The sequence below is a fragment of the Paenibacillus spongiae genome (assembly GCF_024734895.1).
In the GTDB taxonomy this organism is placed as follows: domain Bacteria; phylum Bacillota; class Bacilli; order Paenibacillales; family Paenibacillaceae; genus Paenibacillus_Z; species Paenibacillus_Z spongiae.
The window spans coordinates 4,350,396-4,374,341 of record NZ_CP091430.1; the positions used below are offsets into that span (position 1 = coordinate 4,350,396).

22 protein-coding genes are annotated in these 23,946 nt (G+C 52.6%); 2 read left to right on the plus strand and 20 right to left on the minus strand.

Annotation, left to right across the window (positions count from 1 at the left end; translation table 11 throughout):
- Positions 1-5 precede the first annotated feature (5 nt).
- On the minus strand, positions 6-3,464 hold the full coding sequence (gene metH / locus L1F29_RS19740) for a methionine synthase (protein WP_258383771.1): 3,459 nt from the start codon (positions 3,462-3,464) through the stop codon (positions 6-8).
- Positions 3,465-3,610: 146 nt separating this feature from the next.
- On the opposite strand from metH, the gene mtnD reads away from it, so the two are divergent.
- Positions 3,611-4,159 (plus strand): acireductone dioxygenase, encoded by a 549-nt coding sequence (gene mtnD / locus L1F29_RS19745; RefSeq protein WP_258383772.1) that lies wholly within the window; start codon positions 3,611-3,613, stop codon positions 4,157-4,159.
- A 96-nt stretch (positions 4,160-4,255) separates the two neighbouring features.
- Here the strand turns inward: mtnD and L1F29_RS19750 are convergent, their stop codons facing one another.
- From L1F29_RS19750 to L1F29_RS19770, 5 genes are all read right to left on the minus strand, one after another.
- Positions 4,256-5,041, minus strand: a complete 786-nt coding sequence (locus L1F29_RS19750) for an HAD family hydrolase (RefSeq protein WP_258383773.1) — start codon at positions 5,039-5,041, stop codon at positions 4,256-4,258.
- Between the two features lie 27 nt (positions 5,042-5,068).
- Positions 5,069-5,590: a hypothetical protein gene (locus L1F29_RS19755; protein WP_258383774.1), complete on the minus strand. Its 522-nt coding sequence runs from the start codon at positions 5,588-5,590 to the stop codon at positions 5,069-5,071.
- Positions 5,591-5,653: 63 nt separating this feature from the next.
- Positions 5,654-6,640: an aldo/keto reductase gene (locus L1F29_RS19760; RefSeq protein ID WP_258383775.1), complete on the minus strand. Its 987-nt coding sequence runs from the start codon at positions 6,638-6,640 to the stop codon at positions 5,654-5,656.
- A gap of 41 nt (positions 6,641-6,681) precedes the next feature.
- On the minus strand, positions 6,682-6,867 hold the full coding sequence (locus L1F29_RS19765) for a DUF896 domain-containing protein (RefSeq protein ID WP_258383776.1): 186 nt from the start codon (positions 6,865-6,867) through the stop codon (positions 6,682-6,684).
- A 103-nt stretch (positions 6,868-6,970) separates the two neighbouring features.
- Positions 6,971-7,345 (minus strand): LysM peptidoglycan-binding domain-containing protein, encoded by a 375-nt coding sequence (locus L1F29_RS19770; RefSeq protein ID WP_258383777.1) that lies wholly within the window; start codon positions 7,343-7,345, stop codon positions 6,971-6,973.
- A 190-nt stretch (positions 7,346-7,535) separates the two neighbouring features.
- Between L1F29_RS19770 and lexA the strand changes: the two genes are divergently transcribed.
- Positions 7,536-8,156, plus strand: a complete 621-nt coding sequence (lexA, locus tag L1F29_RS19775; protein ID WP_258383778.1) for a transcriptional repressor LexA — start codon at positions 7,536-7,538, stop codon at positions 8,154-8,156.
- 254 nt (positions 8,157-8,410) lie between these two features.
- Here lexA and L1F29_RS19780 read toward each other — a convergent pair whose 3' ends face one another.
- The 14 genes from L1F29_RS19780 to mutL form a co-directional block, all read right to left on the minus strand.
- On the minus strand, positions 8,411-8,902 hold the full coding sequence (locus tag L1F29_RS19780) for an SRPBCC family protein (RefSeq protein WP_258383779.1): 492 nt from the start codon (positions 8,900-8,902) through the stop codon (positions 8,411-8,413).
- 318 nt (positions 8,903-9,220) lie between these two features.
- The gene (glnA, locus tag L1F29_RS19785) at positions 9,221-10,549 is read right to left on the minus strand and encodes a type I glutamate--ammonia ligase (protein WP_258383780.1); all 1,329 of its coding nucleotides are present in this window, start codon (positions 10,547-10,549) and stop codon (positions 9,221-9,223) included.
- A gap of 27 nt (positions 10,550-10,576) precedes the next feature.
- Entirely contained in the window at positions 10,577-10,987 is a 411-nt protein-coding gene (locus L1F29_RS19790) for a MerR family transcriptional regulator (protein ID WP_258383781.1), read from the minus strand.
- Positions 10,988-11,049: 62 nt separating this feature from the next.
- Positions 11,050-12,270 carry a methionine gamma-lyase family protein gene (locus L1F29_RS19795; RefSeq protein WP_373876557.1) on the minus strand — a complete coding sequence of 407 codons (1,221 nt, stop codon included), beginning with the start codon at positions 12,268-12,270 and terminating at the stop codon, positions 11,050-11,052.
- An 81-nt stretch (positions 12,271-12,351) separates the two neighbouring features.
- Positions 12,352-13,674 (minus strand): GTPase HflX, encoded by a 1,323-nt coding sequence (gene hflX, locus L1F29_RS19800; RefSeq protein WP_258383782.1) that lies wholly within the window; start codon positions 13,672-13,674, stop codon positions 12,352-12,354.
- A 19-nt stretch (positions 13,675-13,693) separates the two neighbouring features.
- Entirely contained in the window at positions 13,694-14,704 is a 1,011-nt protein-coding gene (locus L1F29_RS19805; RefSeq protein WP_258383783.1) for an AAA family ATPase, read from the minus strand.
- A 151-nt stretch (positions 14,705-14,855) separates the two neighbouring features.
- Positions 14,856-15,527 carry a YdcF family protein gene (locus tag L1F29_RS19810; protein ID WP_258383784.1) on the minus strand — a complete coding sequence of 224 codons (672 nt, stop codon included), beginning with the start codon at positions 15,525-15,527 and terminating at the stop codon, positions 14,856-14,858.
- Positions 15,524-16,081 carry a ribonuclease FAU-1 family protein gene (locus L1F29_RS19815; protein ID WP_258383785.1) on the minus strand — a complete coding sequence of 186 codons (558 nt, stop codon included), beginning with the start codon at positions 16,079-16,081 and terminating at the stop codon, positions 15,524-15,526. Before L1F29_RS19815 ends, L1F29_RS19810 begins: the two co-directional genes overlap by 4 nt.
- A gap of 210 nt (positions 16,082-16,291) precedes the next feature.
- On the minus strand, positions 16,292-16,954 hold the full coding sequence (locus tag L1F29_RS19820; protein WP_258383786.1) for a peptidylprolyl isomerase: 663 nt from the start codon (positions 16,952-16,954) through the stop codon (positions 16,292-16,294).
- Positions 16,955-16,974: 20 nt separating this feature from the next.
- A complete protein-coding gene (locus tag L1F29_RS19825; RefSeq protein ID WP_258383787.1) occupies positions 16,975-19,611 on the minus strand; it encodes a transglycosylase domain-containing protein in 2,637 nt (878 codons plus the stop codon).
- 202 nt (positions 19,612-19,813) lie between these two features.
- Entirely contained in the window at positions 19,814-20,056 is a 243-nt protein-coding gene (hfq, locus tag L1F29_RS19830; RefSeq protein ID WP_258383788.1) for an RNA chaperone Hfq, read from the minus strand.
- The gene (miaA, locus tag L1F29_RS19835; protein ID WP_258383789.1) at positions 20,053-21,060 is read right to left on the minus strand and encodes a tRNA (adenosine(37)-N6)-dimethylallyltransferase MiaA; all 1,008 of its coding nucleotides are present in this window, start codon (positions 21,058-21,060) and stop codon (positions 20,053-20,055) included. Before miaA ends, hfq begins: the two co-directional genes overlap by 4 nt.
- Positions 21,057-21,827: a class I SAM-dependent methyltransferase gene (locus tag L1F29_RS19840; protein ID WP_258383790.1), complete on the minus strand. Its 771-nt coding sequence runs from the start codon at positions 21,825-21,827 to the stop codon at positions 21,057-21,059. Before L1F29_RS19840 ends, miaA begins: the two co-directional genes overlap by 4 nt.
- On the minus strand, positions 21,824-23,944 hold the full coding sequence (mutL, locus tag L1F29_RS19845; protein ID WP_258383791.1) for a DNA mismatch repair endonuclease MutL: 2,121 nt from the start codon (positions 23,942-23,944) through the stop codon (positions 21,824-21,826). The genes L1F29_RS19840 and mutL overlap by 4 nt, the downstream gene beginning before the upstream one ends.
- Positions 23,945-23,946: the final 2 nt, after the last annotated feature.

A 23,946-nucleotide genomic window follows, 5' to 3' on the forward strand; every position in this document is an offset into this window, starting at 1 on the left:
CTGTGTTACGTTCTCTCCGGTCTTTCCGCTTTCTCCACGTTGAAGTAATGCGCTTCAGGATGGGAGAACACCATTGCAGAAACGGATGCTTCTGGCTCCATCATGAACCCTTCCGTCAATTCAACGCCGATATCCTCAGGCTTCATAAGCTCGAATAACGGCTCCTGATCCTCGAGGTTCGGACATGCGGGATAGCCGAACGAGACCCGTACGCCTTGGTAGCGCGCTTGAAGCCGCTGCTTCATCGTCATATCGTCCGGATCCGGGTAACCCCACGTGTCGCGCATCATATGATGGACACGTTCGGCAAGACCTTCCGCAACTTCAAGTGCGACGGATTGCAAGGCATGACAGCGCAGATAGTCGCCTTTCTCCTTCCATTCTTCAGCCAGCTCGCGAATGCCTTCGCCTGCCGTAACCACGAGGAACCCAACGTAGTCCATGACTCCGCTCTCGACCGGTTTCAAATAATCGCTCAGGCAGAGGAATGGATCAACCTGCTGGCGCGGGAACGTGAAACGTTTGATTTCGCGGCCCGGCTGCTGCGGATCGTAGATGATGACATCATTGCCTGAAGACTGCGCCGGGAAGAACCGGTACATGCCATGTGCCCGTATAATTCCGTCAGTGGAAGCTTCTTGGATGATGCCGTCCACCATTTCTTTCATCTGCAGCGCCTTCTCGTTCCCTTCCTTCAACAGCTGGTCCACACGTCCCTTCAAGCCGAGATGAGAGCCAAGCAGCATCTGCATGTTTATATAAGGGACGATATGCGGAATAGGGACGTTACGAAGCACGTGACGTTCCAAATCCGGCGGCTGGTAGACAGGCGCATCGGTCGATACCTTCGAACGAACCGTGCTCTGCACCTTCGCTGCCTGCTGGTTATCTTCCACGACGGCGGCAGCCGCCGCTTTGATCGCGGCCTGCTCTTCTTCATAGACGCGGCGGTGTGCCGGGTCCATCAGCTTGTTGGCGATATCCAGCCCGTCCATCGCATCCTTCGCATATAAGACAAGCCCATCGTATTCCGGACTAATTCTATTATTCGCGAATTTGCGGGTCAACGCGGCCCCTCCGACCATGATCGGCGCATCGATGCCAGCCGCGCGCATATCTTGAGCGGTCAAGACCATCTGCTGTGCTGATTTCACAAGCAATCCGGACAAACCGATCGCATCGGCTTTCTCTTTCCGGTAAGCTTCAATCAACTGCTCTGGCGGAACTTTGATGCCAAGGTTAATGATCTTGTAGCCGTTGTTGGAGAGAATGATCTCGACCAGGTTTTTGCCGATGTCATGGACATCGCCTTTAACGGTAGCCAGAATGATCTTCCCTTTCACGGACGACTCGTTCTTCTCCATAAACGGTTCCAGATACGAGACGGAGGCTTTCATAACCTCGGCGCTCTGCAGCACCTCCGCTACGATCAACTCGTTATTGTTGAATAAACGGCCTACCTCTTCCATCCCCGCCATCAGCGGCCCGTTAATAACTTCCAGTGCACTGTATTTCGCCAAGGCCAAATCGAGATCGGGAATTAGCCCTTCCTTCGTTCCTTCGACGACGTAGGATGCGAGGCGTTCCTCAAGCGTTAAATTCGACGCTTTCTCCTTCTTGGCCACCTTCTTATCGCGGAAAGCCGCCACGAACGCGGCGAGCGTGTCGTCATTCGTATTATAGATCAGATCTTCGGCTAGACGCCGGTCTTCTTCCGAAATCGAAGCATAACGCTCCAGCTTCTCCGTATTCACAATAGCATAATCGAGGCCGGCTTTCGTACAGTGGTACAAATAAACCGAGTTCAGCACTTCGCGCCCCGCATCCGGGAGTCCGAACGAAATATTGCTAAGACCGAGTATTGTCTTGGCCTTCGGAAACTTCTCCTTGATCATGCGGATCCCTTCGATGGTTTCGACGGCAGAACCGATATATTGCGGATCGCCTGAGCCGACCGGGAACATGTTCGGATCGAAAATAATATCTTCCGGGTTCATGCCGTATTTATTCACAAGCAGTTCATAGGATCTCTCCGCTACTTCCAGCTTGGCTTCACGCGATACGGCCTGGCCTCTCTCATCAATCAGAATACAGACGACAGATGCCCCATAACGATGGATGAGCGGTAGAATCTTCTCGAACTTGGTCTCCCCGTCCTCCAGGTTAATCGAATTGATGATCGCTTTGCCTTGGGAATATTTCAGTCCCAGCTCGATGATTTCGTCGTAGGTGGAATCAAGCATAAGCGGCACTTTGATCTTCTTCACAACCTGCGGCAGAAACTCCCTGACCGCATAATCTTCGTCGATATCCGTATCCTGCAGGTTAATATCGATAATATGCGCGCCGCCCTTCACCTGCGCGCGGGCGATTTCGGAAGCTTCGTCGAACTTCCCTTCCTTGATCAGCCGCTTGAACTTTCTGGAACCGGAAATGTTCGTCCGTTCGCCAATCATAATCGGACGATTGTCTTCTTCGATATACACCGTCTCGATACCGGATACTGCGGGCGGATGGTCGCCCATCTGGGTACGCGGCGCATAATCGGCTAGTGTCTCCGCCATAACGCGAATGTGTTCCGGCGTCGTTCCGCAGCATCCGCCGGCAATGTTGAGCCAGCCCTGCTCTGCGAACGCCGCCATCTTGCGGGCCAGCGATTCCGGCGATTCATGGTAGTGCCCATTCTCGTCCGGCAATCCGGCATTCGGATAACAGCTGATAGCTGCCCGCGAGATCGAGGACAATGAGCGAATATGATCGCGCATGAATTCGGGTCCTGTCGCACAGTTCAAACCCATGGAAATCGGATTCAAGTGCTCGAGCGAGATATAGAAGGACTCGATATTTTGCCCGGCCAGCGTCGTTCCCATCGGCTCGATCGTACCCGAGATCATGATCGGAAGCTCGATGCCCGTCGTCTCGAACGACTTGCGAATGCCTATGCTGCCGGCCTTCACGTTCAGCGTATCTTGAGAGGTCTCCAGAAGCAGTACGTCTACGCCGCCTTCAATAAGCGCAACCGCTTGCTCGTAATAGCTCTCGATCAGCTCATCGAATGTAACGCCTCCCGTAACGGAGAGCGTTTTCGTCGTCGGCCCTAATGCGCCTGCCACGTATCTCGGATGCTCGGGCGTAGCGTACTTGTCCGCCGCCTCTTTGGCAATCGCAGCCGCGGCAAGGTTTATTTCGCGCGCTTTATCCGATATGTTATATTCCGCCAGAACGACGCTAGTCGCTCCGAACGTATTGGTTTCAATAATGTCGGCCCCTGCGGCCAAATATTCCTCGTGAATGTCGCGTATGACATCCGGTCTCGTCAAGACCAGCATTTCGTTGCAGCCATCCAGATCTTCCCCGCCGAAATCGGCATCCGTCAAATTACGCTGCTGAATCATCGTTCCCATCGCGCCATCGAGAATTAATATGCGCTGCTTCAACATCTCTTGAATAGCTAACTTCGTCATTCGCGTACTTCCTTCCGTAAAATCATTAATCCTTAGTCTAACAGAATCGACATCAGGTGAAAAGCTTCTATATCGACAGTCTTTTTGAATTATATTATAATTATCCTTATTGGAAATAAGATTACTTGGAAATGAGGGATTTGGGGATGGCTGAAGTCCGTATCCGCAATACGAATGAACGGATTCAAGGCGAGGAGAACGTACGCTCCTTTCTAGAGAAACAAGAGGTATTATACGAGCATTGGAATCCCGCTAAGCTTCCGGTTTCGCTCCAGGATAAGTTCGTCTTGAGCGATGAAGATAAACAGCAAATTCTTACGACGTTCGATTCCGAAATCCGTGACCTGGCCGAGCGCCGCGGATATTTGACCTGGGATATCATCGCATTGTCCGATGACACTCCCAACCTGAATGAGCTGCTCGTCAAATTCGAGCAAGTGCACACGCATACCGAGGATGAGGTCCGTGCCATCACGGCAGGCCGCGGCATCTTTATTATTAAAGGCACGGACGATGTCGGCTATTTCGATGTTGAGCTGACGGCAGGCGATGTCATCTCCGTGCCGGAGAACAAACCACACTTCTTTACGTTGATGGATAACCGCCAGATCGTAGCCGTTCGCCTCTTCATCGAGAAGGAAGGCTGGATCGCGCAGCCGTTCGACGACCCTTCCTTCCAGAAATCCAACGCATAATATCGTTAATATTCATTGTTTAGTACACAAAACCCGCTACTGATTCGCATTTATGCGAGTCGGCAGCGGGTTAATTGCATGTCTGCTTATCGAATTCTACACAAGCAAGGGAAGCAATTCTTCCAGATGGGCAATCTCGAAAGTCGGAATGATTTCATCCGAACGCTTCACGCCGTGCCGGTTGATCCAGACCGAGGTCATACCGATCGTGTTGGCGCCCAATATATCTGTCGTCAGCTTATCGCCGACCATAATTCCGTCCTCGGGTTCGATCCCGAGTCTTTCGAGCGCATGCTTGAATATAGGAGCGGCGGGCTTTCCTTGCCCGAACTCGCCGGAGATTATAATATGATCGAAATAAGGAACAAGCTCCGGCACCCCGTCCAGCTTCTCCTTCTGCAGGTCGGGCGAACCATTGGTCAGCAGAAGAAGCTTATACTGACCCTTCAGCTTATCCAGTACCTGGAAGGTTTCATCGTATACAATCGGGCGCTTGCGCCGTTCAGCAGGGAATTGCTCGGCCAGCTCGGCCCCGAGCTGTTCATCGTCAACCCCTAACGCCCGCAGCCCACTGGTCCATGCATCCCGGCGGTAACCTGGTACAAGCTGCTGCATCTTGCGGAATTCCGCCTGCTCGCCCCCTGTGAAGTTGCCCCACAAGCCCTCGAACGGGTTGATGCCGATCATCTTCGTAAACGGGAAGGTTTCGTAGGTTTCGTACAATTCGCGCGCTTCGCGGCGAACCTCTTCTTCCAGCGCAGCCGCATCAACCCCTGTCTTAGCCGCTGCCGCATCGCATGTAGCTTTGAACGCTTCCTTCACGCTGCGGTCATCCCATAGCAACGTATCATCCAAGTCGAACAAGACCGCTTTCTTTGCCATAGTTCTTTCGTCCACTCCAGTCGTCAATTATTTCTCGTTGATCGTAATGTTGTTCGCTGCCGCGAACGCACGCAGCCGCTCCGCCATCTCGTCTGTCGGATAGCGGTTGATTAGCCGGGTGAATACCCAATTGGTTCCCTTGACCTGTTCGATAACGATACTTCCCGATTGCAGACCGATCGCTTTGATCGAGCCCGCGTACAATGTCTTGTCGCCTCCGAAACGGCGGGATTTGACGAAGTCCTTGCCTACCGCCAAGTATGGGCGCCTTAGAATAAACATGACGGCCATTAAAATGTAGCAGGCAATCGTAACCCAATACAGCCAGCCCGACTGCTTATACGCGCCGGAGTAGGTCGACATCGTGATGAAGAACGATATAAACAGGATCAGGAAAACCGGCAATACGATGCTTCTGCCTTTGAAGACATCCATCTTTGGGGCGGATGATGCGCTGGTATTCAATGGCGCCTGTCCCTGCTTCTTGCGCTGCTTGTTAAGCTGAGTTTGATTCTTACGGACTTTACGTTCCCAAGATCGCGATGACAAATCGTGTTCCTCCTAATCATATGTAGCCTATCTTACGCTCACGTTCATTACCGTTGCCAGACATCAATAAGGCCTTGCAAACTTGGCAATGAAACGGTTCGGATACTCGGAAGGCAATGCGCTGGCTTCATCCAGCTCATCCCAAGCCTCTTGCGGCATCGTCCATCCGACTGCACCCATATTATCTTCGAATTGCTCGAGTGTTCGGGCACCAAAAATCGGCGACGTAATGCCTTGCCGCTGCAGCAGCCACCTCAAGGCTACCTGTGCCGGCGATTTGTCCAGCCGCTTCGAGACAGCCGTTACGGCATCGAGAATCGCGAAGTTCCGCTCTGTGCTTCTTAATGCCCACGAGCTCTCTCCCGCCTTGGCGGTAAGCCTGCCTTCCGTCGGCTCTTCCCGCGTATAGCGTCCGGTTAGGAAACCTCCTCCTAACGGCGCCCATGGGATAATGCCGACATTCTCCTCGGCACACAACGACATCATCTCGCGATCCATCTCGCGGCTGACGAGACTGTACTGCGGCTGAATGGATATGAATCGAACGTAACGGTTCATATCGCTGCACCCGAGCGATTTCATGAGCTGCCAGGCGAAGAAATTCGAGCACCCGATATAACGCACTTTACCGGATGTAACCAGATCGTCAAGCGTCCGAAGCGTTTCCTCAATAGGAGTGGCATGATCCCACACATGGACTTGATACAAATCGATATAGTCGGTTTGCAGCCTCTTCAAACTGGCGTCAAGCCCGTCCATAATATGCTTTCTCGAAATACCCGCGCCATTCGGATGATCGGCTGTGGTCATGCGAACCTTCGTAGCGAGAACAATCTCTGAGCGGCGATCCTTGATCGCCTTGCCTACGATTTCTTCGGACCGGCCGGATACGTAGACATCTGCCGTATCGAGGAAATTCCCGCCTTGCTCCATGAAACGGTTGATCATTTCGATAGATTCTTCTTCACTGGTTGTATTGCCGAAGGTCATCGTGCCGAGACAAAGCTCGGATACAGCTAATCCGCTCCGGCCTAACAGACGGTATTGCATGTGAATCCCCCTTCTTTGCGTTTGTATATCCGAAGGTTCGGTCAGTGCTTTATACTGTCATCCCCATCTACCAATGTAATGCTATCCAGCTGGACGCGGAAATTCCGCTTGAAGTTGTCCAAATATTGACGTCGAAGCTCGGCACGTTCCAGCGTCTCTTCTTCCGTCAATCCGATCGTCTTATGCTTTCTTGCGAGTTCATTGATTCTTGCGATTATCTTTTCCAAAAAAAGACTCCTTCCTATGTTTCCAATGCACGTATATTCCACTCTTTACTTTGACCTTTTAACGGTCTAATGTCAAGAAAACCGCAAAAAAACGGCGGACTTCTTAGTCCGCCGGTACGATTAAAGTTTGACCTACCTTGAGCATGCTGCTGCTCAGTTGATTGCGTTCCTTCAAATTATAAACAATTCGCCGCAGGTCGTCTCCTTCCTCACGGACGGTTCCGGCGATCTTCCACAGTGTGTCCCCGGCCCCTACAACAATGACCTTCTCCCCTGCCATTGGCGCTGCAGGCTCTCCTCCGCCGGCAAATCCTTTCATGAGCATGAAGCCGAAGAATAACACGATGAAAAATACGCCTACTATTGCTAATCGCAGCATCATTCTCTCCACGCGCCGGTCATTGGCTTGACGCTTCGAACGATTGCCGTTATTCACTTTGTCTTTATTGTAATTGTAAGTAGAGATTGCTGTCATCATATCTCATTACCCCCAAACGTTTGTTCTGTTCTTGTTGAAATTAGAATAACACGAACATTCGTTTGGCGTCAACTGTTTTTGGAACGTTTGTTCGCATGCGAATGCGAACCTCTGTTTCTCGAACTTATGTTTGTACGAACTCCGGTTCTGTGTTATAATTTGACACAAATGAACTTATGGAGTGATTCCGGTGTCGAAACTTTCCAACCGCCAGCAGGCGATACTTGAATTCATTAAGACCGAGGTTCGGGAGAAGGGCTATCCGCCTTCCGTCCGTGAGATTGGCGAATCGGTCGGCCTTGCTTCAAGCTCTACCGTCCACGGCCACTTGGACAGATTGGAGAAGAAAGGATTGATCCGTCGGGATCCGACGAAGCCGAGGGCCATCGAAATTTTGGATCAGGACATGACCGATCTGCCGTTCCCGCTTGCCATCGCCAAAGTGCCTGTCGTCGGTAAAGTCACAGCTGGTATTCCAATTACAGCTACCGAGAACATCGAAGACTACTTTCCGCTGCCGGCGGACCGTGTGGGAGACGATACCGTCTTCATCCTGAATATTATGGGCGAGAGTATGATTGAAGCCGGTATTCATGACGGCGACTATGTTATTGTCCGCCAGCAGCAAACCGCAAGCAATGGCGATATCGTCGTTGCGATGACAGAAGACGACGAAGCTACGGTGAAGACGTTCTACAAGGAGAAGGATCACATTCGGCTCCAGCCGGAGAACGCGACCATGGAACCGATTCGCTTGCGCAATGTGACTATTCTCGGCAAAGTCATCGGACTTTTCCGGGACATTCACTAGTACCGCATAATAAGAAGGGGCTGTCTATCAACCGCTGCATAAGCGATTGGTGGACAGCCCCTTCTTTATCAACCGCACGGAGCGGATCGCAAGAACATTACGCGAGCACGCCATGATGTTCTTGCGGTAATTCGTTCAATCATCTATTATTGGCCAGCAGCAATTCATACACCGTGAAGAGCAGAAGGATAAATTTGTGTGAATACCGGCGTCTGAAGCGATAACAAGCACATTCTGATTTCGCGGCGATTTGTTTAATTTACATCGTCATGCTTCAGTTGTTCGAACACTTTCACATACTCCTCGTATTTCACTTTCCATATGTCTTTTCTAGATTCTATGATTCTGCCGTCAAGAATAGCTTCGATGACATCCAGACAAACATCCCACCCTGCTATATCTCTGGGGGTATGATCCGTTATCTTCGTAATCTTCTCGATAAAGACCAACCGGCAGCCCTCCGGCTCCGCCTCGAGTTCGAAACGAACACGGTCTGCATCCCATGTGTACTCGAGCACAGAGTTGTTTCGGAACTCGATGATTTCCATTTCGTCATACGTGCCATCCTGCATGTCGAACTTGATCGTACCGCCTTCGCGAAGGTCATCAATCCGCAGCTCGGAAAACCACTGGGCAAGCTTATCGTTTTCAGTCAACATTGCCCATACGTCCTCGACGGTATGCTTCAGATGTCTTTCGAATCGAGCTATAACGAGCTCATCAGCCTTGCTTATCTTAGCTAGCATTAGAATAATCTCCTCCTGTACGATCAAATAGAATCCCCCTCGATATCCGAGGATAAGACATACCTATCCTTCAGTATCAAGCTCCAAATCGCTCCTGTTACCAGCATGCAGCTGCTATTTATTTTTCCTCGAATCTCGCAGCTTTCAAGAAATCGCACCTCTATAGAGTCATTCACTTTTACCGTTAATCCGACAATCCGATTACAAAAAAAAGGTCTTGGGTGCAGCTCGGGGGCAGCCCGATCCTATCGTTCAAATCATGAACGTTGCCCCCATTTAGCTATCCCCAAAACCTTGTTAAATCGATCTTATTCTAAATTAATACAGCGTCAGATATTGATCGCGTTCCCATTGATGGACTTGCGTACGATACATATCCCACTCGATTTCCTTGAGCTCATAGAAGTGGGCAAGTGCATGATCGCCAAGGGCGTCGCAGATCACTTCGCTGCGGAGCATCTCTTCAAGGCTTTCCTTCAGGTCGAGCGGCAGGCTTGGAATCCCTTCATCCACACGCTCTTCATCCGTCATGACATAGATGTTGCGATCTGTCGGAGCCGGAACGGTCAGCTTATTCTGAATACCGTCAAGACCCGCTTTCAGCATGACAGCTAGCGCCAGGTATGGATTAGCTGCCGGATCCGGGTTACGAACTTCTACACGCGTGCTCAGACCGCGGGATGCCGGAATACGGATCATCGGGCTTCGGTTGCTTGCCGACCATGCAACATAACATGGGGCTTCATAGCCTGGAACCAGACGCTTGTAAGAGTTTACGGTCGGATTCGTAATCGCTGCGAATGCGCGGGCATGCTTAAGAATGCCGGCCATATACTGGTAAGCTGTCTGGCTCAAGCCAAGCTTGTCAGTCTCGTCATAGAACGCGTTCTTCTTCCCTTGGAACAGCGATTGGTGGCAGTGCATACCCGATCCGTTCACACCGAACAGCGGCTTCGGCATAAATGTCGCATGGAGGCCATGTTGGCGTGCAACGGTCTTGACGACCAGCTTGAAGGTTTGAATCTGGTCAGCCGCTTTCACCGCGTCCGCATATTTGAAGTCAATCTCATGTTGGCCTGGAGCTACTTCGTGATGGGATGCTTCGATTTCGAAGCCCATTTCTTCCAATGTCAGAACGATCTCGCGACGGCAGTTCTCGCCCAGGTCGGTAGGAGCCAAGTCGAAATAGCCGCCTTGGTCGTTCAGTTCCATCGTCGGATCGCCTTTCGCGTCGGTCTTGAACAGGAAGAACTCCGGCTCCGGACCGACATTCATTGCCGTAAAGCCAAGCTCCTCGGCTTCCTTCAGCACACGCTTCAGAATGCCGCGCGGGTCACCGGCGAATGGCGTTCCATCCGGCATGTAGACGTCGCAGATCAACCGCGCAACGCGGTCTTCCGTTACCCATGGGAATACGACCCATGTATCGAGATCCGGATACAGGTACATGTCCGACTCTTCGATACGCACATAACCTTCGATGGAAGATCCGTCGAACATCATCTTGTTATCAAGAGCCTTCTCCAGCTGGCTGATCGGAATCTCCACGTTCTTGATCGTACCCAGCAAATCGGTAAATTGTAGACGAATGAAGCGGACGTTCTGTTCCTTGGCAATACGTTTAATATCCTCTGCAGTGTAGCTCATGGTTTCATCTCCTATGCTATGAATAAATTATTTCTTTGTATAAAAATGGGACAATTGGCCTTGAATCATCGAAGCCTTGCCAGGTCTCTTCTCGAGAAGCTGCTGCTTCAGCATGCGATGCAGTTGGGTCTCGGACATCTCGCGCCGCTTTACCTCCGACAGCTCGCTGACGACGGTCGCTTCTTCCGATTCCCTCGTTACCGGATTCATAACTTGCTTAATGCCGGCGATATTAACGCCCTTCTCAATTAACGATTTGATCTCCAGCAAGCGCTCGACATCATTAAAGGAAAATAATCGCTGATTGCCGGAGGTGCGCGCCGGAACGATCAATTCATGCTGTTCATAATAACGAATTTGCCGTGCGGACAAATCTGTTAGCTTCATGACGATGCCGATCGGAAAAAGCGCCATATTTCTGCGTATTTCGTCACCCATGTCCCCATCAACCTTCCAGTGTCTGTAATATGAACCTATTGTACCGCTCAACATTAAACATGTCAAGTTATGTAAGGTTTAATTACAATCAACTTTCTCTCCGCTAAAGCGGATAAAGCGTTCAGAACACCGAATTTCACATGCGCGTAGGTTAATCCGCCCTGCATGTAAGCAATGTAAGGTTCTCTAATGGGAGCATCGGCCGACAGTTCGAGGCTGCCGCCCTGCATGAAAGTTCCGGCTGCCATGATGACAGGATGCTCATAGCCGGGCATGTCCCATGGTTCCGGCACTACATGAGCGTCTACGGCGGCTGCTCGTTGTACACCTTGAACGAATGCAATGAGCTGCTCGGGATCCGTAAACTTCACAGCCTGAATAAGGTCCGTTCGCGGAGCGTCCCAGCGGGGATTGCTGTCGAAGCCCAGCTTCTCGAACATCGCCGCTGCGAACACGCTCCCTTTAAGGGCTTGTCCTACCATATGAGGCGCAAGAAAGAGCCCTTGATACATCGCACGCAATGTATCCAACGTCGCTCCAACTTCTCCTCCAATCCCTGGAGCGGTCAAACGGAAAGCGGTCAGCTCGACCGCCTTGTGAGTTCCTGCTACATAGCCCCCGGTAGGCGCGATTCCGCCTCCCGGATTCTTGATGAGCGAGCCGGCCATTAAATCGACGCCAACCTCTGTCGGCTCCAGCTCTTCCGTAAACTCGCCGTAACAATTATCGACAAAGACAAGGACGTCCGGTTTCAGCCCCTTGACTCGTTTAACCATATCGGCAATTTCTGAAACCGTAAACGATGAACGCCAGTCGTAGCCGCGGGAACGCTGAATGCCAATAACCTTCGTCCGTTCATTGATCTGTGAGGCAACCTCTTCCCAATCGACGCTTCCGTCCTTCTGGAGTTCAACCTCTCTATATCCGATGCCAAAATCCTGCAGCGAGCCCTTCCCATCACCAGGCTTACCGATCACTTTATGAAGCGTATCATACGGGCGGCCGGTAATATAGAGCAGCTCGTCTCCCGGTCTCAGTAATCCGAATAGCGCACAGCTGATTGTATGGGTACCTGATACGAAGTGAGGACGGACGAGCGCAGCTTCGGCGCCGAATACATCGGCATACACCAAATCCAGTATCTCCCGCCCTCTGTCATTATACCCGTAACCTGTCGAACCATTAAAGTGATAATCACTGACACGGTGCTTCTGGAAGGCGCGGATAACCTTCCATTGATTGCGTTCCGATATACCGTCCAATTTGCGAAAAATATCATGCACCTGCTGTTCGGTCTCTTGTGCCCAATTGTGAAGGATGTCCCATTCTGTCTGATGCAACTGCTGATCTTGCCCTTTCACTGCTTATATTCTCTCCTCTGCTGACCGGAAACCGCCTGGCTGTTCGACATACGCTTCCAGCTTGTAGCCATGCACTTCATAGTCCTGCTTGTTTAATTCGACCGTAACGCGGAGGGATTCCCCGTCCACTTCCTGGTCGACCACTTCCCCCATACGGTAGGCAAGCGCGATCAGATCGCCGCGCTCTGCGGGCAAATGATACGTGCGCGTATCCCCTGTTAATTTATCTTGAATCGTTTGACGAAGCCGCTCCAGATCATCCGCATTATACGCGCTCATCAGCAGCGTATCCTTCCCTGCGGCCGGAAGCAGGGCGGCGCAGTCGCCCGTACATTGATCAATTTTGTTATATAAGGTGATCTGTTGTTTGCCCGAGGCGCCAAGCTCGCTGAGTATTTCTTCCACGACGGCGATTTGTTCGTCGCGCATCGGAGAAGAGCTATCGACAACATGCAGGACAAGATCGGCTTCGTTCACTTCTTCTAATGTTGCACGGAAGGCTGCAATCAGATCATGCGGCAAATTTTGGATGAAACCTACCGTGTCGGTGAGAACAACTTCTTTGCCGCTCGGCAGCTCCAGCGTCCGGGATGTCGGGTCAAGCGTCGCGAACAATTGATTCTCGACATAGACGTCTGCTTTGGTCATCTCGCGAAGAATCGTGGATTTGCCCGCATTCGTATAACCGACCAGCGCTACCTGCAGAACGCCGGTCTTCCTTCTGCGCTCACGGTAAAGAATACGATGACGCACGACTTCATCGAGCTGCGCTTTCAGATCCGATATCCGGCCCCGGATGTGTCTGCGGTCGGTTTCCAGCTTCGATTCGCCCGGACCGCGCGTACCGATTCCGCCGCCCAAACGGGATAAATTTTTGCCGTGCCCGGACAGGCGCGGCAGCAGGTAGCTCAGCTGGGCAAGCTCCACTTGAATAATGCCTTCGCGAGTCTTGGCGCGCTGAGCAAAGATATCGAGAATGAGCTGGGTCCGGTCAATGATCTTCAAATCGAGCGTCTGCTCTAAGTTACGCACCTGCGCCCCGGACAGCTCCTGGTCAAATATCGCCGTCGTTGCGCCCAACTCGTCTGCGACCGCTCGCAGCTCTTCTACCTTGCCTTTTCCGATGAACCACTTGCTATCTGGCGTTTCCTTATTCTGAGTAATCGTCGTCAGCACTTCCACGCCGGCCGTCTCCGCCAGACTGACAAGCTCCTGGAGGGAATGCTCCGGATCGGTTGATTCGCGTTTAATGGAGGATGTAATTAAGCTGACGAGTACGGCTTTGTCCCGCAGACCGGTATCGGTTTCGTACGTAGATTGTCTCATCTAGGTTGGATAAACCTCCTTAATTCGATGATTTAGATTCCCACTTCAAATCTTCCGGCCGTATGCCCATCAATTCCAGCTTGCCCGGAGAACCGCTCGGATACTGGGTAAGCAGCCGAACGGCTTGATGGCGAAACGCCTTCTCAATCGTATTCCGGACATACCGTGCATTGCTGAAGGAGTACAGCGAAGCCGTCTTCTCCGCCATCAGATGCTGCCTTAATTTGAATAGCGCCTGCGGCAACAAGCAATAGTCCCTTTCCTTCGCCATCAGCTCCGCGATCTGCACCAACTGGTCAATCGTATAGTCGGGAAACTCGATCTGGATCGGAAACCGTGAAGGCAAACCCGGATTGGTCATGAGAAAATGCTCGATCTCAAGCGGATAACCGGCGAGGATGAGAACAAATTGATTCCGATGGTCCTCCATAGCTTTGACAAGAGTATCGATCGCTTCCTTGCCGAAGTCTTTCTCGCCGCCCCGTGCCAGGCTGTACGCTTCATCCACGAATAGAACGCCGCCGAGCGCTTTGCGGACCAGATCCCGCGTTTTTTGTGCGGTATGACCGATATATTCGCCGACCAGATCGGCCCGCTCCACTTCAATGAGGTGGCCCTTGGAGAGCACGCCCATCTTATTGAACAGCTTGGCAACGATGCGCGCGATCGTCGTTTTTCCGGTTCCGGGATTCCCTTTGAAAATCATATGGTACACATGTGATCCGCCTGACAGACCGGCGTCTGTCCTCATTTTGCTAATTTGCAGCAATGCGTATATTTCATAGATCAAAAGTTTTATGTTCTCCAGCCCGATCATGGGATCCAGCTCCCGGCTGATCTCCGCGAACGGGTCGCCTGGCGCCGCCGGCTTGACGGCTGCGGCCGGTTCGCTCTCGACCAGCTGTGGCTGCAATTGCGCCTGGGCGCTGCCGCCGGATGCGATGGGCTCCTGGTTGCGCAGCACGACATTAATTTGGCGTGACGGCCTCGCACCGCCTGACTTTCCGGCAGATACTATACGCTCGTTCATCCGCTCGTTCACCTGCCCTCATATCCGCATTATCGGCTGCGCAGCAAGCGCGATTCACGCGCAAGCCTCTACCATCATCAGCCGCTTTATCCATTGTATTCTAGCGATACGAGGCATATTAACAGTTTCCAAAGGCCGTTAAACAACCTTTCTAGAAACTGTTCGGCGAGCGGATCCCGATCAGCATGAGAAAAGCATCGAGCTTCCACTTCGTAAAGGCGAGCACCTCACGGGACTCATTATAGGCCGAAGACAGCACCTTCGATTTGAAGCCCGAGGTAACCGTATCCTTATAACCGATAAATTCAGCGATGTCCGCCGATCTCGGCGCATGATAATCATGTGTCACGATGATGAGACTCTCCCACCCGTTGCGCTGCGCGATCGGCTTGCTGAATAGTAAATTCTCGTAGGTGCTCCTTGCATCGTTCTCCAGCACCATCCTGTCGGCCGGAACGCCCTTCGCAAGCAAGTAATCGCGCATGCCTTCCGCCTCCGTAAGCGTCGACCCGTTATGGTCAAGTCCGCCCGTCAGGATAAGATTGGAGACTGTCCCCTGCTTGTACAGCTTCAAAGCATGATCCAGCCGCTCCTGCAGCCCGGGGCTCGGCTCGTTATCCCAGAGGGCGGCTCCAAGCACGATAGCGGCGTCTGCCTTGGGCAGCGGATTCGGCGGAGAATAGCTATTGATCGTCCACAGCAGGTACCCGCACCAGAAAACACCGAGGGCGGCAAGCCATGCACAGATGCGAAGCAGTCGCGCAGCCGCCCGGAATCGTTTGCGCTTGCGCGGCTTGCTTCTTGGTTTGACAACTGGTTTCATGATTCACTAACCTCACCGTTCTGGGTAACAAGCGTCTTCCGGTGTTTCAAGCTTAGCGTGAAATAACGGAATCGTCCGCTCTTAATGGCCGATAGCAGACGTCCTGCCGTCTTCCTCGCAAGCGCTGCGTCTTTATTGCTTATGGCGCCTTGGCGTACGGCATCCTCCAGTTCATCCTCATCGAGCAGAAACACTTCGCCGCTTGGCAGAACGACGACGTCCAAGTACAGATCGTCAAACCATGGCACCTGCTGATCGGTCAGCCCCTGCGTCTTGCAAATATCGATATACCATTGAACGACGCGATTCTTATCGTCGAACATCGTCGTCACGACAAAGTGCTCTCCCCGGGGGAAATGCTGCATCCAAAGATATCCGCGGTCTGCCAGGCACAGCCTGCGTCCGTTGTATTCTTTCCAAAGCGGTTCGCGTAATTCGTGAATACGATACAATGTCACAAGTCCTCTGAACTCGTCGCCATCCATCGTTAGACACGTGTAGCTTCTCCGGAGGATACGCCGCCAGTTGGCTCGGTCTGAAAATTTTCTTTTCATACGGAACGACCTTTCCGCTTAGGATCCCAATCACCGTATCGATATGTGTTTGGCGTCTATCGCATATAAAAAAAGCTTACCACAACTTACCGTCCATCTCCAGCAGACCCATAAAATAAACCAAGCACTCCCTTTGTCCCGTTACCGTATAGGCAGATCGTCAATTAACAAAGGAGAGCGTTAGCCGCTCTCCTTGTCAAGGTATTGATATTATTTTTCTTCAATTGTGATCGAATTAATCGTAATGTCTTCTTTGGGCATGTCAGATGCATTCACCGGCACTTTCGCAATCTGCCAGACTACATCCATCCCTTCGGTCACTTTACCGAAGACCGTGTAATCCGGCTTAGCATTCAAATGCTGAAAATCTGGACCGGTGACAACGAAGAATTGGCTGCCGTTCGTATCGGGACCGGCGTTGGCCATTGCGAGGGTTCCCTCTTCATAGATATGACCATTGTTCAGCTCATCCGGTACGGTGTACCCCGGTCCGCCGGTTCCGTTGCCCTTCGGGTCGCCGGTTTGAACCATGAACGTTTCAATCACGCGGTGGAACTTTATGCCCTCATAGAACTTTTCTTTAGCCAGGAAGACGAAGCTGTTGACCGTAAGCGGCGCATCCTTGGCATATAGCTCGGCCGTAAAGTCACCTTTGCTTGTTTTGAAGTGAGCCAGATAGGACTTGGTCTTATCGATCGCCATCTCCGGCATCTTGGACCAGGATTTCTGCCCGTCCGCCGCTCCGCTCCCGGCGGTCGTATTCGAAGGCGTGCTGCCACCGGCTGAATCCGTTGCCGGTTTGGTTCCGCAGCCAGCTAGTACGACCAATGCCGCAGCAGCCACTAGGATTAGGGACCATTTCTTGAGACGCATAGGTAACCTCCATGTAGTCGTTAATTAACCATTCCGCCCTCAGCGGGTATTGCATCGTTCTCCGCAGACTTAGGCAAATTCTCTGCATTCGGGACACTCTGAACTTCCATGTTGCCTCCGGTTCCCGAATTACTCCCCGGAGGATCTACGGAGTTCGTTCCGTTCCCGTTATCGATTGGCCCAGTGGTCTGGCCATTCCCGTTATTGCCTCCGCCACCGGTTCCGCCATTGCCGCCCTCAGGAGGAACGATACCGCCATTATTCGTATTGCCTCCGCCGTTAACGTTGCCGCTGCCGTTGCCAGGTGTGCCTGGCTCGCCGCCATCGACCGGCGGTACCTCAATATCAGGCGGATTCGTTCCGTCACCTGGTACTTCTGGTACTTCTGGTACTTCCGGTGTATCCGGATTCAGTTCCTCGGCAGGAATTTCAACCGATAACCGGTCGGACGGAGCGCTCTCCACATCCTTGCTGAAGTCAAAGGCAGTAATGTAATACTGATAGGTCATGCCCGGCTGGACGCTCATATCATCCGTGCCCGTTGCCTCCAGCGCATCCATCAGCCTGGTTGCTTCCGACTCGGACGCTTCTTTCCGGTAAACTCTGTAGGTGATGGACTCCCCTTCTACGGGGTTCCAGGACAGATTCACCATCTTCGTCTCCGGATTGTATGCAGCATTGAGACCGGTAACTTTATTGACCTTTTGCCGTTCTTCGGTATCCGTCTGCGTATTAAAACCCTTCACCGGCATTCCTTTCATAGCAGGCTCCATCACTTTCGCGAATAGCTTGGCGGACTGGGAGCTGCTCTTCTTCAGCAAGTGCTGCTTGTCAGTCTTATCATAGCCCATCCAGACGACGCCCGTCCATTCCGGCGTATAGCCTGCAAACCAAGCGTCCCGGTTATAACTGGACTTATAGTTTGGAATGCCGTGCTGAGTCGTGCCCGTCTTGCCTGCGACAGGGCGGTCGATCCGTGCTCCTGTACCAGTCCCGCCCTTCTGAAGCACTTCTTGCAGCATCTCGGTCATATAACCGGCTGTTTTCGGCTCCATGAGCTTCTTCGGTTCAGGCGTCTTGTACTCATATATGACTTCCTCATTCTTCCCGACGATCTTGAGCAGGGAATGCGGATCAACCTCGACGCCATTGTTGGCAAAAGCACTGTACGCTTTCGCCATCTGCAGCGGCGTAACGCCGTGCGTCAAGCCGCCCAGCGCGATCGAAAGGTTGCGGTCATTCTTCTCATCCAGATCGAATCCGAGCCTTTCGGCAAAATCCAGCCCTTTCTTAATGCCGATTTCGTTCAGCAACCAGACGGTGGAAGCATTGCGCGATTCCTTGATCGACCGGCTCATGCTGATCGAACCGATATACTTGTTACGGTTCGAATCGCTCGGGCAATAGTCGCCGTAACAGCGCTTCTCATCCAGCACGTTCGACCAAGGGAACCAGTCGCCCGTATCGAGCGCGGGACCGTAAGCTGCGATCGGCTTGAAGCTTGAACCCGGCTGACGCGGCACATTGACGCGGTTAAGCCCTTTGATTACGTAATCCCGACCGCCGACCAGGCCTTGAATATTCCCGTTCCGGTGATCCACGATAACCATCGCGCCCTGCACCTTCTGTTCGTCGACGCTTTTCTCGAAATTATCGGCGTTGTCGAATTCCTTCTCCATGACGGTCTGAGCTTGCCTGTTCAGCGTCGTGTGGATGTCGTAGCCTCCAAGCCGAAGCTGTTCTTCAGTCAGACCTGTCCGCTCTTCCGCCTCTTCTACGACGAAATCGATGAACGCCAAATACTTCTGTTCATCCCCTGTCGGCTGCTTGCGAACCGGCGGTTCATACTTCTCCGCTGCGGCTTTCGCCTGATCGACCTGCTCCTGGGTAATATAGCCTTGATCCCTCATCAAGACCAGGACGACGTTCATCCGCTCCCTCGATTTTTCCGGATTGCTGATCGGATTATATTTATTCGGAGACTTCGGCGTTCCAGCCAGCGTCGCGATTTCCCACAGCTCCAGCTTGTCTAGCGGCTTGGCAAAATAATATTCCGCCGCGGCTTTAACGCCGTAGGCGCCTTTACCGAAATAAATCCGGTTCAAGTACATCGTGAGAATCTCGTCCTTCGTAAACTTATTCTCCAGCGCGACCGCGATTGACGCTTCCGTCGCTTTGCGGAAGAACGTCTTATCATGCGACAAGAATAAATTTTTGGCCAGCTGCTGCGTGATCGTACTCCCGCCTTCTACGGCGCTGCGGGCGACAATATCCTTGACAAGCGCCCGCCCGATCGACCACAGGTCGATTCCGGCATGCTCTTCGAAGCGGCGGTCCTCCGTCGCGATGAAGGCGTCCCTCATCAGCACCGGAATCTCGTTAAACTCTACAAGCTCACGATTGATGCGGGCAAGCTTGGTCACTTCCTTGCCTTCCGCATCATAGATCGTCGACGCCTGTTCCATGACGAATTTATCTTGGTTTTCCGTTAAAATCCGTTCTCCGTTCAAAATAATGAGCAAATATCCGATGATGCCGCACACGACGGCAAAGGCTGCGGTAAAGAACAGCCAGACCAGCATTTTCTTCCCATTCCATTTTTTCTTCTTGCCTTTTCCTGCGGGTTTCTTCTTGGTGGTACGCGGTCCATCAGCCATAGCCGACTCCCCTCCTGCGTGTTGACGAGTTATTCTCTCGTCTCTATTTATACCCTATAAGAGTAAATGGCAACGGCGCTTTTGAAACATATATGTCCCAAACGTAAAGAACAACCCTGCACGGGGGCGGGTTGCTCTGTCGTGCCGCTATCCAATTAAACGTAACACGAAGCGAAAAAGTTTCAAACGGCGGTTCTGCGCGTTACGATTGGTTGTTCGGTTCCTGCTGCATAAGCGAGACGTTACGCTGAGGGGTAAAGGTCGAAATGGCATGCTTGTACACCATTTGCTGACGTCCTTCACTGTCGATCACGATCGTAAAATTGTCGAATGCTTTAATGACGCCGCGGATCTGAAAACCGTTCGTTAAGTAAACGGTAACCGGGACGCTGTCTTTGCGTAATTGGTTCAGAAACGTATCCTGAATGTTGATCGATTTGTTCATTGGCCGTTACCCCCATCGAAAAAAGATTGGTTAGAAGTATATTCAAGATCGACTCCAAACTTTCCTGCTATTATAGCATGAATTACCTTTAAATTCTCATCTAAATTTTCGGATACGTCAATCCATGCGATATCCTTCATGTGGCGGAACCATGAAAGCTGACGTTTGGCATAGCGCCGTGTATCTCGTTTAAGCAGCTCTACCGCGGCTTCCAGCGTATAGAGCCCCTGCAGATACGCAATAATCTCCTTGTACCCCAGACCTTGCATGGCTATGGCACCAGGTGAAACCCCCCGGTCAAGCAGACCCTGGACTTCAGCGACGAGTCCGGCTTCGATCATGGCGTCGACGCGCCTGTTGATCCGCTCATACAGAAGCTTGCGGTCCGTCATCAGGCCAACGATACAAAGTTCGTAAGGCGATGTTTTTTTCTGTCCCTCCAGCTGCTCCGATAACGTTACGCCGGTCAAATGATAAATTTCTAATGCGCGGATAATCCGGCGCTGGTCGTTCATATGCAGCCGGCAGGCGGAGTCGGGATCGATCGCTCTCAGTTTGTCGTGCAGCGCCCCTGCGCCGTACCGGTCAGCGAACTGCTGCATTTCCTCCCGGTAGGCTTCATCGGAGCCGACGTCAGCGAACCCGTAGCCGTACGCTACCGATTCGACATACAGACCCGTTCCGCCTACAATGAACGGCAATTTACCTCTCTTGGTGATGTCGGCGATCAGCGCCGTACAGCGCTCTTGAAAGTCCGCGACGGAGAAGGGTTCCACGGGTTCCAATATATCAATAAGATGATGCGGTATACCTTCGCGTTCTTCCGGCTTGATCTTGGCCGTCCCGATATCCATACCCCGGTATACTTGCATCGAATCACCAGAAATAATCTCGGCATTCCACGCTTTGGCGATATCCAGACTAGTCCTTGTTTTGCCGACGGCCGTAGGTCCGATAAGCACGAGCAGCTTCGGCTTGGTGTGCGGCGCAGTTTCGTTGCTCATGTTAACGTAATCACTCCATAGGCTATTTTGTTGACATGCCTGCGCTCGAAGCCCAGGCGTTCGAATTCGCCGCTGTCCCGGTGCTCCTTAAGCACGACGGATTTGCGCGCGATGCGGACGGCATGCGATACCGACTCTGCATCGAGCGCCTCCTTGTTGGCCAGGCTCCGCAGCGGCTGCAAGGAGGCCGAGTCGTGCATCGGCTGGCGGAACATCGGGTCGAAATAGACGATGTCGACGCTATTATCCGGCTGCTGCTGCAGCCACTGACGGTGATGCGCGCATTTCATTTCGATCCGCCGCAGCGCTTCGTTCACGTCTTCGTGATCGGTCACATAGGTTTTCAATCCTTCTCTCACTACCGCGCAGAGGATGCGCTCGCTCTCAAGAGCAATGACATGGCCTGTCTCGCCTGCCGCATAAGAGAATACGATCGAATCGGATCCGAGGCCGGCCGTACAGTCGACGATCCGGTCTCCCGGCGCGCAGCCCGTCAAGTCGATTAGCGGGTCGCGCTCGCCTCTGCGAAGCCTCTTGACGCGAACATAGGCCATGCTCGGGTGAAAATAGAGCGGATCTTCCGAATCGTTATAATAGCGCAGTCCTTGTCCATCGACAACCAACAGACAATTATCCTTATAACGCTTCTTTAGTCCGATTAGAGATTCCTGTCTCCGCTCCACAAGCCGTCCGCCCAATTCCTCGGAAAGCTGCTTTGCATGTATTGCGAGAGAATCAGTGGGCTTCTGAGCTGTCGTAACGATCATGACATCACCCGCTTAAACATTTTCTCCAGCTGATAGGTTGTCATGGTGACGACAATCGGTCTTCCGTGCGGACAGGTATAGGGCTGCTTGCAGGCTGCCAGTCTTCGAAAAAGGCCTTCCCCTTCCTCGCGCGTCATTCTGTCGTTCGCTTTGATCGATGCTTTGCATGCGCACATGATCGCCGATTTCTCGCGTACCTTGCCAATATCTACCGCGCCCTTCTCGCTAAGAAGCCACTCGGTCATTTCTTCGATAACGGCCTGCTCGTCACCGCTTGGCAGCCATTCCGGATAAGCCCGTACGAGGAACGTATTCGCACCGAACGGCTCCAATTCAACGCCTGCATCCTGCAGCAGTGAAAGCCTGCTGCGGAGAGCGGAAGCTTCTGTTGCGGTGAATTCAAGCGTGAGCGGAACAAGCAGCTGCTGGCTCGCCTGTACGGGTCGCCCGAATTTCTCTAGAAAGTATTCATAATTGATACGCTCATGGGCCGCATGCTGATCGATCAGGAACAGACCCTCTTCGTTCTGAGCGACAATATAGGTACCATGAAGCTGGCCTATCCAATACAGCTCCGGGAACGCGGATGCGGATGCGCGATTCTCCGTCTGCGAATTATGGCTGCTGGCCAAATCGGAAGAAACGATATCTTCAGCCGGATCGGATGTCGGAATCGGCGCCTCAAGCTTGGAATCCGCTGTTGAATCTGGATTCTCTGCTCCGGTCACTCGCGGGTTATCCGTTTCTGCCTTATCATGTGAAAGGTCATTCCACTGTCGTTCAACTCTCGGCCAGTCTGCAGTGAATGCGGCGCCAGCTGCCGTTTCTCTAAGCATCTGAGGATCAGCGGCACTATTGGACGGAGGGGCGTAAAGTCTCTCCGCTGCGTCCTTCGGTATGGCTGGGCGGTTGGTTTGCCAAGACTGCTGATTGCTGCCGCCTGAGATTCCTCCGTTAGTCCAGCCTCTGACCTCACTTTGGGCTCGCTGGAACGGGCTGCGGTCAGCCGGTAATGACGATTGCGTTGAATCGGTCAGATCAGCCGGTTCCGGCCGGTGAAATGAAATCTGATCCTGGACATATAATGGCTTGGAGCGTTCGGCTGGAGCAGCCGGGCCGGGTATATGCCGCTGGCGACCGAGGACTTTGCCAATACTCTCTTCGATGAACTGGCGAAGCTCAGGCTCCTTGCTGAAGCGCACCTCCATCTTGGAAGGATGGACATTCACATCCAACAGGGAAGGATGCATGCCGAGCTCCAATACCGCAAGCGGGAACCGGTTGATCGGAAGAAGCGTATGGAACGCTTGCAGGATAGCCTGATTCACGATAAAGCTGCGAATGTACCTTCCATTGACGATGACCGTGATTCCGTTCCGATTGGCTCTTGTCAGCTCCGGCTTCGAGACGTAGCCGCGCAAATCATAGTCCGGATGCTCGCCTTCCACCGGGAGCATGGCTTTGGCGGCACTCGAACCGTAGACTGCGGCGAAGGTCTGCAGTCTTTCTCCGCTCCCGAGCGTCCGCAGCAGCAGACTGCCGTTATGCTTCAGCGTAAAAGCTATCCCCGGGTGTGCAAGCGCCAGCCGGTTGACATAATCGGCTATATGGCCGATTTCGGTCTGGATGGATTTCATATATTTCAGTCTGGCCGGCGTGTTATAGAACAGATCACGCACCGTAATATCCGTCCCTTGCGGGGTATTTGCCTCCTCATATGCCGTAATCGTCCCGCCTTCGATTGCGAGACGTTTGCCAAGCCCCGACGTTTCCGTCGATGAGATGCATTCTACCTTGGCAACCGCCGCGATACTGGGCAGCGCTTCGCCGCGGAATCCGAGACTTGCGATACGGAACAAATCTTTGCTCGATTTCAGTTTACTGGTGGCATGGCGGAAGAAGGCCAGCTTCATATCGTCATCCTCGATACCCGATCCGTTATCGACGACGCGAATGAGCGTAAGTCCGCCCTCCTCGATCGTGATGTCAATCGTTGAGCCGCCGGCATCCACCGCATTCTCGACAAGCTCCTTGACGACCGACGAAGGACGCTCGACGACCTCGCCGGCTGCGATCTGATTGGCAAGCTGCTCGTCCAATACCGATATTTTCCCCATAT